Raw genomic sequence first — 13,560 nt, 5'->3', positions numbered from 1 at the left:
GGAGTCTGCTTGGCTGACCGCGTGCTGCGCATCGGCCCCCTCGACGTGCCCGACGGCGGGCTGGTCGTGATGGCCATCGTCAACCGCACCCCCGACTCGTTCTACGACCGCGGCGCGACCTTCGGCCTGGACGACGCGCTGACCCGGGTGGACCAGGTGGTCGCCGAGGGCGCGGACATGGTGGACGTCGGCGGGGTCAAGGCCGCCCCCGGCGCGGAGGTGGACGCCGCCGAGGAGATCCGGCGCACCGTCGACCTGGTCGCCGCCGTCCGCGCGGCCCACCCGGAGCTGCCGATCTCGATCGACACCTGGCGCGCAGAGGTGGCCCGGGAGGCGCTGGCCGCCGGCGCCGCCGTGGTCAACGACGCGTGGGGCGGGGTCGACCCGCAGCTGGCCGCGGTCGCCGCGGCGGCGGGCGCGGGCATCGTCTGCACCCACGCCGGCGGCCTCCCGCCGCGCACCCGGCCGCACCGGGTCAGCTACGACGACGTGGTGGCCGACATCGTGGCGCGGACGACGGCGCTGGCCGAGGCCGCGGTCGCCGCCGGGGTCGACCCCGAGCGGGTGCTGGTCGACCCCGGTCACGACTTCGGCAAGAACACCCGCCACTCGCTGCAGGCCACCCGCCGGCTCGACGAGCTGGTGGCCACGGGCTGGCCGGTGCTGGTGGCGCTGTCGAACAAGGACTTCGTCGGCGAGACCCTCGACCTGCCCGTGGACCAGCGGCTCACCGGCACGCTCGCGGCGACCGCGGTCAGCGCCTGGCTGGGGGCCCGGGTGTTCCGGGTGCACGACGTGGCGGCGACCCGGCAGACGCTGGACATGGTGGCCTCGATCCGCGGTGACCGGCCACCGGCCCGCACCACCCGCGGCCTGGCCTAGCGGACCGCCTCCTCGGCGGCCGCCTGCACCCGGGCGTGGTGGGCGGCTCGGGCCTCGGCACCCTCCGCGCCCAGGTTGGAGACGCCTGGCAGCAGCCCGGCGGCGCCGTCGACCAGCTCGCGGACGACGTCGGCGTGCCCGGCGTGCCGGTGGGTCTCCGCGATCAGGTGGACCAGCACCCGCTGCAGCGTCGGATGCCGCCGCTCCTCCGGCCACCACGGCACCGTGCCCTCGGTGTCCAGGTCCAGCGCCGCCACCGTCGCGTCGCCGTGCGCCCACACCCGGCGGTAGAGCCCCACCAGCTCCTCGCGCGACTCCCCGGCGGTGGCCCACATGTCGGCATCAGGGTCGGCGTCCTCGGCGTCCCAGGGGATCGACTCCGGGAACGGCCGGCCGAACACCTGGCCCAGGTAGCCGGCGTCGACCCCGGCCAGGTGCTTGACCAGGCCCAGCAGGTTCGTGCCGGTCGGCGTCACCGGCCGGCGGACGTCGTACTCGGAGGCGCCCTCCAGCTTCCAGACCACCACGTCCCGGCCCCGCTGCAGGTAGGTGAGGAGGTCCGCCTTCAGGTCGCTCATGGGGACAGCCTGCCCGGGCGCCCGCGTCCGGGCCACCACCCGGGGAGGTCGTCCGGACGCCCCCTCGCGTCCCGCCCCCTGGCCACCGGGGTCGTCCCGGGCCAGACTCCCGAGGGTCCGGGAACGCGTTCGAGGAGGCGGAGATGAGCGGTCGTGTCGTGCACTTCGAGATCCCGTACGACGACGGGGACCGGGCGCGGGGCTTCTACCGCGAGGCGTTCGGCTGGCAGCAGCAGGACATGCCGGGCATGGACTACACGCTGGTGGTCTCGGGCCCGAGCGGCGACGAGGGCCCGACCGAGCCCGGCTTCATCAACGGCGGGCTGATGCCGCGGGACGGCAGCCCGTCCGCGGCGCCCGTCCTGGTCGTCGACGTCGACAGCATCGACGACACGCTCGCCCTCGTGGGGCAGCTCGGCGGGAAGACGCTGCGCGAGAGGGAGCCGGTCGGGGACATGGGCTTCGCCGCCTACCTGGCGGACCCCGAGGGCAACGTCGTCGGCCTCTGGGAGACCGCACGCTGACCTGGCCCCTGTGCAGGGTCCCGCGCCGAGCCTGCGAGGCGTGGGGGGCACAGGGGTCCTTCATCTACTTTCCTGGCATGACCGCCACCGGCTTCCTGACCGCCGACGAGCTCAACGCGCTGCTGCCCGGGACGCTGCCGGGGCTGCTCGGCATCGTCGTCGACAGCCACGAGCCCGGTCGGCTGACCAGCCACCTCGACGTCCGGCCCGACCTGCTGGCGCCCAACGGGTACCTGCACGCCGGCACCGTCGTCAGCCTCGCCGACACCAGCTGCGGCCTGCCCACCCGGGCGCTGCTGCCCGAGGGGTCCAGCGGGTTCACCACCCTGGAGCTGAAGAGCAACCACCTGGGCACCGCGCGCGAGGGCCGGATCGCCGCCGTGGCGACCAACGTGCACGCCGGCCGGACGACGCAGGTCTGGGACGCCGTCGTCACCGACGCCGCCACGGGGAAGACGATCGCGCTGTTCCGCTGCACCCAGTCGGTGCTCTGGCCGCGGTGACCCCAGGTCCGGGAATCGGACCTACTCACCGGTAACCCGGATGTGGCGGGCGACACGCCGGGTGTGAGACTGGCGTCACCGCACCTGAGTCGAGGAGGACCCCGTGGCGCTGGCCAGCCGCTTTCCCGATGTCGAGATCCCCGAGCTGTCCGTCCCGCAGTTCGTGCTGGCCGGTGCCGCCGAGCGCGCCGACCGCCCGGCGCTGGTCGACGGGCTCTCCGGCGAGACCATCACGCACGGCGAGCTGGCGTTCTACGTCGAGCGCATGGCCGCGGCGCTGGCCGCCCGGGGCGTGGTCAAGGGCGACGTCGTGGCCGTGTTCAGCCCGAACACGATCTGGTACCCGGTCGTCTTCCACGGGATCGCCGCGGCCGGTGCCGTCATCAGCCCGATCAACGCGCTGTACACGCCCGAGGAGATCGCCTTCCAGCTGAAGGACTCCGGGGCGAAGCTGCTGGTCACCGTCTCGCCGTTCCTGGACCGTGCGCTGGCCGCCGTGCAGAGCGCGCCGGTCGACGAGGTCATCGTCATGGACGGCGCCGAGGGCCACGCCTCGCTGCGCGACCTGCTGACCAGCGATGCCCCCGCCGTGCAGGTGGACATCGACCCTGCGGAGGACCTGGTCACGCTGCCCTACTCCAGCGGCACCACCGGCCTGCCGAAGGGCGTCATGCTCACCCACCGCAACCTGGTGGCCAACGTGGCCCAGTGCCGGCCGCTGTTCGACCTGCACGAGGGCGACGAGCGGGTCATCGCCGTCCTGCCGTTCTTCCACATCTACGGGCTCACCGTGCTGATGAACCAGGGACTGGCCTGGGGCTGCTCGGTGGTGACGCTGCCCCGCTTCGACCTCGAGCAGTTCCTGCGCACCATCCAGGACCAGCGGGTCACCCGGGCCTACGTTGCCCCGCCCATCCTGGTCGCGCTGGCCAAGCACCCGCTGGTCGACTCCTTCGACCTCTCTTCACTGCGGACCATCACCTCAGGGGCGGCACCGCTGGACGAGTCGCTGGCGCATGCCGTCGAGACCCGCCTGCGCCGTGGCGCCTCGGACGGCGTCGCTGTCTCGCAGGGCTACGGCATGACCGAGCTGTCGCCGGTCTCGCACACCACCCCCGAGGCCGGCCACGAGCCCGCGGGCGCCGGCCCCACCCCCAAGGGCACGGTGGGCTACGCGCTGCCCAACACCGAGTGCCGGCTGATCGACCCGGCCACCGGCGAGGACGCCGCCCCCGGCGAGCGCGGTGAGCTGTGGGTCCGCGGGCCGCAGGTGATGAAGGGCTACCTGAACAACGCCCAGGCCACCGCCGAGACCCTCGACGCCGAGGGCTGGCTGCACACCGGCGACGTGGCGGTCGTCGACGACGAGGGCCGCTACACCGTCGTCGACCGGGTCAAGGAGCTGATCAAGTACAAGGGCTACCAGGTCGCCCCGGCCGAGCTGGAGGCCGTGCTGCTGGGCAACCCGGAGATCGCCGACGCCGCGGTGATCGGTGTGCAGGACGCCGAGAGCGGCGAGGAGCTGCCCAAGGCCTTCGTCGTCCGCGCGCCCGGCTCGCAGATCACCGCCGAGGCCGTGCAGGCCTACGCGGCGGAGCGGCTGGCCCCGCACAAGAAGATCCGGCTGGTCGAGTTCATCGAGCAGGTGCCCAAGTCGATGGCCGGCAAGATCCTGCGCAAGGACCTCAAGAACCGTGCCTGAGGCCCCGGCGGGCACGCCGCTCGACCTGCGGGTCCGGCTGGCCGGCCGGGTCTTCGGCCGGTTCTCCGTCGCCCGGATGGACGACGCCCAGCTCGCCCGCGCCAAGCAGCAGCGGCTCGGCCACAACCCGCTGACCGACCTGCTCTTCGGTGCGGTCGCCCGCGGCGTGGAACTGGCCGACGAGACGGCGGCCGGCGCCGAGGGTCCGCTCCCGGTGCGGGTGTACCGGCCGCACGGCGGGGGCACGGACCCGTTGCCGCTGGTGGTCGACTTCCACGGCGGTGGATGGACGGTCGGTTCGCTGGACGCCGCGGACTGGCTGTGCAGCAACGTCGCCGTCGCCCTGCCGGCGGTCGTGGTGTCGGTCGACTACCGGCTGGCGCCCGACCACCGCTGGCCGGCGGCCGCCGAGGACTGCTACGCGGCGCTCGTCGACCTCGTCGACCGGGCCGCTGCCCTGGGCGCCGACCCCACCCGGGTCGCGGTCATGGGCGACAGCGCCGGCGGCAACCTGGCGGCGGTGGTCAGCCTGATGAGCCGCGACCGGTCCGGACCCGCGATCGGCTTCCAGGGCCTGCTCTACCCGGCGACGGACCTCACCCTGGGCAGCCCGTCGATCGCGCAGAACGCGCACGCGCCGATCCTCACGCAGGACGACGTGGTGGCCTTCCGCGACCACTACCTGGGCGGTCAGGACCCCCGGCAGCCCTACGCGTCCCCGCTGCACGCCGCCGACCACTCCGGGCTGCCCCCGGCGCTCGTGCAGGTGGCCGAGCACGACCCGATCCGGGACGACGGCGTGCGGTACGCCGACGCGCTGCGGGCGGCCGGCGTCCCGGCGCGGCTGACCGAGTACGTCGGGATGCCGCACGGGTACCTCAGCTTCCCCCGGTTGTGCCGCAGCGCCCCGCAGGCGCTCGCCGAGCTCGTCACCGAGACCCGGGCCGCTCTCGGCTGACCGGCCCCGGTCAGGTCACCTGGTCCCGGGAGGAGCCCCGGACCGGGTCCCCGGTGGGGTCCGTGCGCGGAGCGGGCGGCTGCCAGGCCGGGGTCGGCGGTGCCGACGGAGGGAGCTGCCCCCGCGCCCGGGGCCGGCGCACCGCCAGCAGGACGATCGTGACGGCGACCAGCGTGAGCAGCGCACCGCCGATCAGCACGCCCCAGGCGATCCCGGTCAGCGCGGGCAGCTCCGCACCGACCCGCAGGTCGGCGGAGACCCCGGCCGACCCGTCGGCGTTCATGACCACGACCGTCCAGTCGCCGTCCGCCGGCTCCCAGGTCAGCTGCTGCCGCCCGGCCCCGCTGGTCTGCTCGGTCCAGAACGGCTGCGCTCCGGGCGGCCCCGCGGGCGCCCCGCCGGCCACCTCCCGGTCGATGACCGCGCCGTCCTGGCCGAGGTCGTCGAGGACCGCCCGCTGGACGTCGCCCAGGTAGGAGGTCACCTGGTCGCTGGGGCCGATGCCGACGAACAGGTCCGGCCCGCTGCCGGTGGCCCGCACCATCGTCGTCCCGAGCGCGGCGGAGACCGGGACCCAGTCGGCGTCGGTGCCGAGGTCGATCCGATCGCTGGTCAGCGCGTACCCGTCGGTCGAGACGTCCCCCGACGGGGAGAGCAGGAAGCCGTCGCCGGTCCGCTGCGACTGGTCGGCCCACAGCAGCACCCCACCGCCGGCCAGCATGCCCAGCGCGGGGACGAGGAGCACCAGCCCCAGGACCAGGGCCACCACCCGCCCGGGCCCCCAGCGAGCGGGAGGCGGTTGCGGCGTCCAGGCAGGAACCGGGTCAGCGGACATGGGAGACCTCCGACGGCCCGCCGTACCGCGGGGCCGCGGCTGTCGCCGGCGGACCCGACCAGCGTGGCACCGGCCCGGTGACCGGACCAGCCCCCTGGACGCGCCGGGCCCTCCTTCTACTGTCGGGCCATGCGCGCAGTGACGATCAGCGAGCCCGGCGGTCCCGAGGTCCTCGGCTGGGGCGAGGTGCCCGACCCGGTGTGCGGTCCGGGCGAGGTGCTGGTCGACGTGGTCGCCGCCGCGGTGAACCGCGCCGACCTGCTGCAGCGCCAGGGGCACTACCCGCCGCCGCCGGGCGCCTCGGAGGTGCTGGGTCTGGAGTGCAGCGGCGTCATCAGCGAGGTCGGCGAGGGCGTGACCGGCTGGTCGGTCGGCGACGAGGTGTGCGCGCTGCTGGCCGGCGGCGGCTACGCCGAGCGGGTCGCCGTCCCGGCCGGTCAGCTCCTCCCCCGCCCGGCCGGCGTCGAGCTGGCCACCGCGGCGGCGCTGCCCGAGGTCGTGTGCACGGTGTGGTCCAACGTGTTCATGCTCGCCGGGCTCCGGGCCGGCGAGGTCTTCCTGGTGCACGGCGGGGGCAGCGGGATCGGCACGATGGCCGTCCAGCTGGCGGCCCGGGCCGGTGCGCGGGTGGCGACCACCGCCGGCAGCGCCGCGAAGCTCGCCTTCTGCCGCGAGCTGGGCGCCGAGATCACCGTCAACTACCGGGACGAGGACTTCGTGCAGGTGGTGAAGGACGCCACCGACGGGCACGGCGCGGACGTCGTCCTGGACATCATGGGCGCGGCCTACCTGGCCCGGAACGTCGACGTGCTGGCCACCGGCGGCCGGCTGGTGGGCATCGGCATGCAGGGCGGCACCAAGGCCGAGCTCGACCTCGGGAAGCTCATGCGCAAGCGGGCGTCGGTGGCCGCGACGACGCTGCGCTCCCGCCCGCCGACCGGCCCCGGCGGCAAGGCGGAGATCGTCGCCGCGGTCCGGCACGACGTGTGGCCCGACGTCGAGCGCGGCGTCGTCCGCCCGGTCGTGGACCGCCGGCTGCCGATGTCCCGGGCCGCCGACGCCCACGCCCTGGTCGAGGCCAGCGACCACATCGGCAAGGTCCTGCTCGTCAACGGCTGACGAAGGACCCCACTGCCCCCCACCACTCGCAAGCTCGCGGCGGGCCCCTGCAGCGGGGCCGAAGAGCTAGCGCAGGGCGGCGACGCTGTCGATGACGTGGTCGACCTCGTCGACCGTGTTGTAGTGCATCAGCCCGAGCCGGACGGCGCCGCCGTCCTCGTTCGCCCCGATCGCGTCGAAGAGCTCGCGGGAGTAGAAGTCGCCGTCCCAGGCGCAGACCCCGCGGCGGGCCAGCTCCCGGGCGACCTGCCGCGGGCGCATCCGCGGCAGCGTGAACGACAGGGTCGGGGTGCGGTACTGCGGCGAGCCGAGCACCTGCACGTGGGCCATCGACCGCAGCGCGCGGTCGAGCCGGTCGAACAGCGCGTCCTCGTAGCGGCCGACGGCGGACAGCGACACGGCCAGCCGCTCCCGGCGGGTGCCCGGCGTCTCCGGGCACAGCGCGGCGAGGTGGTCGACCGAGGCGGCGACGCCGGCGTACAGCTCGTAGGGCGGGGAGCCCTGCTCGAACCGGTCGGGCACCCGGTCGGGCGCGGGCACCAGCTTGTCCGGGCGGAGCTCGCCGAGCAGCCCGGGGTGGGCGACCACCGCGCCGACGTGCGGCCCGCCCCACTTGTAGGCCGACAGCGCGACGAAGTCGGCCTCCAGCTGGGTGATGTCCAGCAGCATGTGCGGCGCGGCGTGCGCGGCGTCGACGTAGACCAGGGCGCCGGCCCGGTGCGCGCGCAGGCCGATCGCGGTCACGTCGGGGCAGGTGCCGATCGCGTTGCTCGCCGCGGTCACCGCCACCAACCGGGTGCGGTCGGTGAGCAGCTCGTCGTACTGCCAGTCCGGCAGCTCCCCGGTCTCGATGTCGACCTCGGCCCACCGGACCACCATGCCGATCTCGTCGGCGATCTGCAGCCAGGGCCGGATGTTGGCGTCGTGGTCGAGCCGGCTGACCACGATCTCGTCGCCGCGCCGCCAGTGCTTGCCCAGCGCCCGGGCCACCGCGTAGGTCAGCGAGGTCACGTTGGGGCCGAGGACGACGCCGGCCGGGACGGCGCCCACCAGGTCGGCGACGGCGGTCCGCGCGCCGGAGACCAGCTGCTCGGCGCGGGCGGAGGAGGCGAACACCCCACCGCGGTCGGCGATCGGCACCCGCATGGCCTGGGACACCGCGCGCACCACGGACTCCGGCACCAGCGCCCCACCGGGGCCGTCGGTGTGCACCAGGCCGTCGGAGAGCCCCGGGAACAGCCCGCGGACGCGCGCCACGTCCAGCTGCCCCGCCCCCGACGACATGGCGGGAGCGTAGTCAGTCTCCCTGGGTCCCCCGCGGCGGCGAGCGACGCGGCCGGGCGGCCCGCCGCCCCGTGCCCGGACCGGGGCAGGATGGGGGCATGACAGCACCCCGTCCCGGTGAGCAGCACCCGCAGCAGGTCCTCGTCGTCGGCCCCGACGGTCAGCCGGTGGGCGCGATGGCCATGCCCCAGGGCGACGGTCCGGACGGCGGGGGCGGGACCGGCATCGGCGACCTGGTCGAGCAGCCCGCGAAGGTCATGCGGATCGGCACGATGATCAAGCAGCTGCTCGAGGAGGTGCGCGCGGCGCCGCTGGACGACGCCAGCCGCAACCGGCTGCGCGACATCCACGCCTCCTCCATCCGGGAGCTCGAGCAGGGGCTCGCCCCGGAGCTGCGCGAGGAGCTGGAGCGGATCACCCTGCCGTTCAACGGCGACGAGACGCCGTCGGACGCCGAGCTGCGGATCGCCCAGGCGCAGCTGGTCGGCTGGCTGGAGGGCGTCTTCCACGGCATCCAGACGGCGCTGTTCGCCCAGCAGATGGCCGCCCGGGCGCAGCTGGAGGAGATGCGCCGGCGCGCGCTGCCGGCCGGCGCGGTCGACCAGGGCCAGCCCGAGGTGCGGCACGGCGGCGGCCAGTACCTCTGACCCCGGCTCAGTCCAGCGGGAGGTTCTTCACCACCCGCGCGCCGGTCCGGCCGATCCGCCGCCGGTCCGGCGCGGTCGCCTCGGCCCGGCCGGTCGCCGGCGGGCGGTCCACCGGCAGCTTGGCGTGGTGCACGGCGGTCGCGCCGGCCGCGTCCACCCCGATGCCGACCTCCAGCCGGGAGGCCTGCGCCGCGGCGTGGGCCAGCGCGGTCGCGGTCAGCCCGTCGGGGGCGTCCACCACCTCGACCGGCACCCCCTCCTCCTCCACGCCCGCGCACACCTCGCGCAGCACCTCCGGCGGGGCCCCGCGCTGCCGGTGCACCAGCACCGCGGGCCGCTCGCCCGGGCCGGTCACGCGCCCGGACCACTGGCCCAGGCCCGGACCAGGCCGGTGGCGACGGCGTTGCGCGGCCCCTCGGTGCCCAGCACGTTCCCGGTCCCGCAGACCACCCCGTGCGGGGCGAGCGCGTCGGCGATCATGTCCGGGATCTCGAAGTCCAGCGCCGAGCCGCCGAGCAGCACCACGAAGTCCAGCTCCCGCAGGTTGCCGCCCGGCGCGACCTGCCGGAGCGCCCGCAGCGCGTTGACCACGAACACCCGCCGCTTCGCCTCCCGGCGCACCCGCCGGACGTGGTCCAGCCGGTGCCGGGTGCCCACCGGCGCCGGCCCCTCCGGGGTGAGCACGACGACGCGCGCGTAGACCTCCGGCGGCAGCGGCGTCTCGAAGAACTGCACGGTGCCGTCCTCGTGCCGGACGTGGAAGAAGCTCTCCACCTGCGCCAGCGGGCACCGCTTGACGCTCTCGGCCACCTCGCGGTCGCCCAGCGCCAGCTCGGAGTGGACCAGCTTGGTGACCAGCTCCCCCGCGCCGGCGACGTGCACCGCGGTGGCCCGCCCGTCCCGGGTGAGCAGCGCGGCGTCGGTCGAGCCACCGCCCAGGTCGAGCACGGCGACCGGCCGGTCCACCCCCGGCGTGGTCAGCGCCCCGCTGACCGCCATCTCGCCCTCGACGCCGCCGATCGCGGCCGCGGCGCCGAGCCCCTCCGACACCTGGTCGGCGACGACCTGCATCCGGCTGCGGCTGGTGCTCACCATCGCGGCGAGCGCGACGGCGTTCTCCAGGGCGACCTCCCCGGCCAGCCCGCCGCGGACCTCGGCGGGCACGAAGGTGTCGACCGCCAGGACGTCGCGGATGGCGATCTCGGCGACCGGGACGGCGGGCAGCCCCGGGGAGTCCATGACGTCGGCCATGGTGTCGCGCACCTGGGCGAGCATGCCGCCGACGTGGGTGCCCGGCTCCCCGCGGGCGTCGTCCAGCGGCTGCGCCCGGCCGACGGCGTCCATGATCGCCTCGGCCCCGGCGTCGACGTCCACCCGCAGCGTCTTGCCGGCGCCGTGCAGCACCAGCTCGCCGACCGGGATGCGCCGGTCGGTGACGTCCCCGGACGGCGTGCGGACCACCACCGCCGAGCGGTTGCCGGTCAGCGCGCGGGCCACCGGGGAGACCTGCCGGGTCTGCGCCGGGTCCAGTCCGAACACGGTGGCCAGCCCGTAGGAGTTCGACAGCGTGCGGATGGTGCGGCCCGGGCCGGCGACCTCCACCGCGGCGAGCATGCCCAGCGGCACCTTCTCCACGGCGGCGACCTCGTCCACCACCGGCACCGGCCGGGTCAGCCGGTTGGTGACCAGCACCGCGTCGTCCCCGGCGAGGACGGCGGCCACCACCTCGACCCCGGCGGCGACGGCGGCGTTGATCGTCGCGGCGGTGTCGTCGAAGTCCCAGCCCGGCGGCACGACGCACACCAGCGGCTGCCCCGGGGGCTGGTCGGCGAGGTCGCCCACCGAGCAGGTGGTGCCGACGCCGAGCCCCTCCCCGCCGGGGGTGGTCGGGTTGTGCCCGATCATCGTCGACTCGGTGATGATCGTCTCGGTGATCGTCTCCATCGCCAGCCCGCTGATCACCGGGGTCGCCTCGTTGAGCAGCACCGTGCGCACCTCGGTGGCGTCCCGCCCGGCCCGGGCCAGGGCGGCACGGACGGCGGTGAGCGCGCCGGCGGTGTTGTCCGGGGTGCCCTTCACCCCGGTGGTCCGGGTCAGCGCCGTGCCGAGGTAGGTCACCCGCCCGTCCGGGTCGACCAGGCCCAGGCAGGCCTCGGTGGTCGAGTTGCCGATGTCGACGCCGACGACCAGCCCGCCGCTCACGTCAGCCGGCGGCGCTCGACTCGAACACCGGCTCGACCTCGACCGGGCCCCGGCCCGCCTCGATGCACTCGAACTCCTTCAGGTGCAGCAGCGCCGCCTTGGCCTGCCAGCGCGGCCGGGCCATCTGGTCGTTGCGGGTGGGCACCGGCTGCGGCGACTCGCCCTTGGCGTACTGCGCCGCGTTCGAGCCGATCATCCGGAACACCGGGGCGTCCAGCAGCGGGGACTGCGGGAACAGCTCCAGGTTGCTCAGCCGGGGCAGGTCGCGCTGGTGGATGATCGTCGTCCCGCGGGACAGGATGCCCACGGAGATGCCGGACCCGGACAGCCGCGCCCCGACGTGGGCCAGCGCGGCCAGGTCCGCGGTGTCCCGGATGCGCACCACGCGGGCGGTCACCCCCTGCTCCTCGATGCCGGCCAGCAGCTGGCGCAGCACCTCGGCGTGCGGCACGTCGACGATGGTCTTGCTGAAGTGGCCGGCGAAGGCCGGGGACACCGCCACCACGACCTCGTCCGGGCGGGTGCCGCGCCGGGCCGGGCCCACCTCCCGCAGGGTGACGGTCCGCTCGGGCGGGGCCGTCGTCGTCGGGGTCGTCATGGCTCAGCCCACCTCGGTCTCGGGGTTCGTCGCGGACGTGACGTGCCGCAGCTTCTTCAGCTCTTCCCAGCGCTCGCCCTCGAGCCGGTAGCCGGTTCCCGGGCCGGCGTAGTCGTTGGGGTCGTTGATCGCCGAGAGCGGGACGAAGTCGCCGGTGAGGACGGCCGAGGTCTGCAGCAGGTCACCGGACACCCGCTGGCGCAGCACCGTCAGCAGGCTCTCCGCGACGTCGTGGAAGCCGGAGGCCTCCAGCCCGCGGACCAGGTCCAGCCCGGTGATCCCCCGGTCCATCACGGCCTGGGCGCCCTTGAGGTCGGCCAGCACGTCGCGCAGCGGGTAGTCGTTGGAGGAGTGGGCGTAGGTGGCCGCCTCCACCTCGTCGTCGGTGATCGCCGGCAGGTCCAGGTGCCGGAACAGCGCCTGCAGCGCCCGGGCCGCCTTGTTGCGGGCCTGCAGGATCTCCGCCTCGCGGACGTGCCGCAGCCCGCCGTCGACCTGGAAGTCGCGCTGGATGGTGTTCCAGTCGTCGTAGTCCTCGGTGTCGAAGTTGGAGCCGGCGAACATGTTGTCCGGGTTCGGCACGGCCGAGTAGCCCGAGCAGACGAAGTCAGTGCCGGGGAACAGCTGCGGGATCGCCCGCGCCGTCCGGCGCATCGACGAGTGCGAGAACGACTGGTCGTTGCCGGAGGCGCACTCCAGGTCGACCATGCTGCAGACCAGGTTCTCCGCGGCCACCGCCCGCAGCCCGCCGGGCACCGCCCCGGGGACGCCGATGCAGCTGATCGAGCCGTTCTGCAGCCCCTGCACGCCGGCGCCCTTGGCCATCAGGATGCAGCGGATCTCCAGGTAGAGCATCGACTTGCCCTCGGCGTTGCCCATCTGCACCTCCGACCCGGTGCCGGAGGTGAAGCGCATCTTGATGCCCCGGGAGGCGTAGGCCGAGGCCAGGAACGTCTTGGACCAGGGGGTGTCGTCGCCGTCGATGAACACCGACTCGGTGCCGTACACCGAGATCGTCTCGGCGTAGGCGGTGATGCCGCGCATGCCCAGCTCCAGCTCGGTCGCCTCCTCCAGCGCGCACTGGGTGAGCACCCCGCCGCGGCCGACCTGGCCGCCCACCTGCAGCGCGATGGCGACCAGCGGCGCGTAGCGGACCACGCCGAGCGTCGTCTCGAGCTCGGCGAAGCCGCGCAGCGCGCCCTCGGCGGCGTCCGCGGCCACCTGGATCGGGTTGTCCCGGGCGCTGGTGGAGTGCGCCTGGTTCGCCGGGGTCCGCCGGGCGCGCATCTTCTGCATCCCCTGCATGATCTCGACGACGTTCATCAGCTTGACGACGTCGAGGACCTTGGCCGGGGTCAGCCCGCGGGTCACCGCCAGGACGTCGTCCCGGGTCGCCCGCGGGTCGATGAGCAGCCGGGCGATCTCCACCGACGGCATGGCCGTGCACCGCTCGGCCGAGGCGACGTCGATCGCGTGGTTGGCGATGAAGGTGTCCATGAAGTCGAAGTCGGCCCGCTCCTTGCCGTCGAGCTCGACGATGACGCCGTCCTCGACCCGCACGCTGGGTGCCGGGTCGAAGTCGCTCTCCATGGCGACGAGGCCCTTCTCCGGCCACTCCTCGACGAACCCGTCGAGGTTGACCGGCCGGGCCTCGAGGACCTCGGTCCGCCGGGAGACCCGGGGGGCTGCGCTGGACTTCCGCGGCGCGGTGCTGGTCATCGGGCTCTC

General features: G+C 74.8%; 14 protein-coding genes. 7 read left to right on the top strand and 7 right to left on the bottom strand.

Annotated features, from left to right (window positions below; genetic code table 11):
- The first annotated feature begins 9 nt into the window (after nucleotides 1–9).
- Complete coding sequence (gene folP, locus MODMU_RS01540) at nucleotides 10–882, top strand: dihydropteroate synthase (RefSeq protein ID WP_231851741.1); 873 nt, start codon at nucleotides 10–12, stop codon at nucleotides 880–882.
- On the opposite strand, the gene MODMU_RS01535 is transcribed toward folP, so the two are convergent.
- Nucleotides 879–1,460 (bottom strand): DinB family protein, encoded by a 582-nt coding sequence (locus tag MODMU_RS01535; RefSeq protein ID WP_014738385.1) that lies wholly within the window; start codon nucleotides 1,458–1,460, stop codon nucleotides 879–881. The two genes, folP and MODMU_RS01535, sit on opposite strands and share 4 nt — an antisense overlap.
- 143 nt (nucleotides 1,461–1,603) lie before the next feature.
- Between MODMU_RS01535 and MODMU_RS01530 the strand changes: the two genes are divergently transcribed.
- The 4 genes from MODMU_RS01530 to MODMU_RS01515 all read left to right on the top strand — a co-directional run bounded on the left by MODMU_RS01530 (nucleotide 1,604) and on the right by MODMU_RS01515 (nucleotide 5,147).
- The gene (locus MODMU_RS01530; protein WP_041794843.1) at nucleotides 1,604–1,984 is read left to right on the top strand and encodes a VOC family protein; all 381 of its coding nucleotides are present in this window, start codon (nucleotides 1,604–1,606) and stop codon (nucleotides 1,982–1,984) included.
- 77 nt (nucleotides 1,985–2,061) lie between these two features.
- Nucleotides 2,062–2,487: a PaaI family thioesterase gene (locus MODMU_RS01525; RefSeq protein ID WP_014738383.1), complete on the top strand. Its 426-nt coding sequence runs from the start codon at nucleotides 2,062–2,064 to the stop codon at nucleotides 2,485–2,487.
- A gap of 103 nt (nucleotides 2,488–2,590) precedes the next feature.
- A complete protein-coding gene (locus MODMU_RS01520) occupies nucleotides 2,591–4,189 on the top strand; it encodes a 4-coumarate--CoA ligase family protein (RefSeq protein ID WP_014738382.1) in 1,599 nt (532 codons plus the stop codon).
- Nucleotides 4,182–5,147: an alpha/beta hydrolase gene (locus tag MODMU_RS01515; protein ID WP_014738381.1), complete on the top strand. Its 966-nt coding sequence runs from the start codon at nucleotides 4,182–4,184 to the stop codon at nucleotides 5,145–5,147. The genes MODMU_RS01520 and MODMU_RS01515 overlap by 8 nt, the downstream gene beginning before the upstream one ends.
- A gap of 10 nt (nucleotides 5,148–5,157) precedes the next feature.
- Here the strand turns inward: MODMU_RS01515 and MODMU_RS01510 are convergent, their stop codons facing one another.
- Nucleotides 5,158–5,913, bottom strand: a complete 756-nt coding sequence (locus tag MODMU_RS01510; RefSeq protein WP_051143898.1) for a hypothetical protein — start codon at nucleotides 5,911–5,913, stop codon at nucleotides 5,158–5,160.
- A 198-nt stretch (nucleotides 5,914–6,111) separates the two neighbouring features.
- Between MODMU_RS01510 and MODMU_RS01505 the strand changes: the two genes are divergently transcribed.
- A complete protein-coding gene (locus tag MODMU_RS01505; RefSeq protein WP_041794841.1) occupies nucleotides 6,112–7,101 on the top strand; it encodes an NAD(P)H-quinone oxidoreductase in 990 nt (329 codons plus the stop codon).
- 66 nt (nucleotides 7,102–7,167) lie between these two features.
- On the opposite strand, the gene MODMU_RS01500 is transcribed toward MODMU_RS01505, so the two are convergent.
- Nucleotides 7,168–8,385: a cysteine desulfurase-like protein gene (locus MODMU_RS01500; protein ID WP_014738378.1), complete on the bottom strand. Its 1,218-nt coding sequence runs from the start codon at nucleotides 8,383–8,385 to the stop codon at nucleotides 7,168–7,170.
- A gap of 98 nt (nucleotides 8,386–8,483) precedes the next feature.
- Between MODMU_RS01500 and MODMU_RS01495 the strand changes: the two genes are divergently transcribed.
- Nucleotides 8,484–9,032: a bacterial proteasome activator family protein gene (locus MODMU_RS01495; protein WP_014738377.1), complete on the top strand. Its 549-nt coding sequence runs from the start codon at nucleotides 8,484–8,486 to the stop codon at nucleotides 9,030–9,032.
- Between the two features lie 7 nt (nucleotides 9,033–9,039).
- On the opposite strand, the gene MODMU_RS01490 is transcribed toward MODMU_RS01495, so the two are convergent.
- From MODMU_RS01490 to MODMU_RS01475, 4 genes are read right to left on the bottom strand one after another with little or no spacing between them, the layout of a single operon-like run.
- Nucleotides 9,040–9,387, bottom strand: coding sequence for a glycerol dehydratase reactivase beta/small subunit family protein (locus MODMU_RS01490; protein WP_014738376.1), 348 nt, complete (start codon nucleotides 9,385–9,387; stop codon nucleotides 9,040–9,042).
- Entirely contained in the window at nucleotides 9,384–11,234 is a 1,851-nt protein-coding gene (locus MODMU_RS01485) for a diol dehydratase reactivase subunit alpha (protein WP_014738375.1), read from the bottom strand. The genes MODMU_RS01490 and MODMU_RS01485 overlap by 4 nt, the downstream gene beginning before the upstream one ends.
- 1 nt (nucleotide 11,235) lies before the next feature.
- Nucleotides 11,236–11,832 carry a propanediol/glycerol family dehydratase medium subunit gene (locus MODMU_RS01480; protein ID WP_014738374.1) on the bottom strand — a complete coding sequence of 199 codons (597 nt, stop codon included), beginning with the start codon at nucleotides 11,830–11,832 and terminating at the stop codon, nucleotides 11,236–11,238.
- Nucleotides 11,833–11,835: 3 nt separating this feature from the next.
- Nucleotides 11,836–13,551 carry a propanediol/glycerol family dehydratase large subunit gene (locus MODMU_RS01475; protein ID WP_014738373.1) on the bottom strand — a complete coding sequence of 572 codons (1,716 nt, stop codon included), beginning with the start codon at nucleotides 13,549–13,551 and terminating at the stop codon, nucleotides 11,836–11,838.
- Between the last annotated feature and the right edge of the window lie 9 nt (nucleotides 13,552–13,560).

The organism is Modestobacter italicus (assembly GCF_000306785.1).
Classification (GTDB): Bacteria; Actinomycetota; Actinomycetes; order Mycobacteriales; family Geodermatophilaceae; genus Modestobacter; species Modestobacter italicus.
The sequence above is the reverse complement of the archived record's forward strand: the minus strand, read 5'-3'. Positions and strand labels throughout refer to the sequence as shown.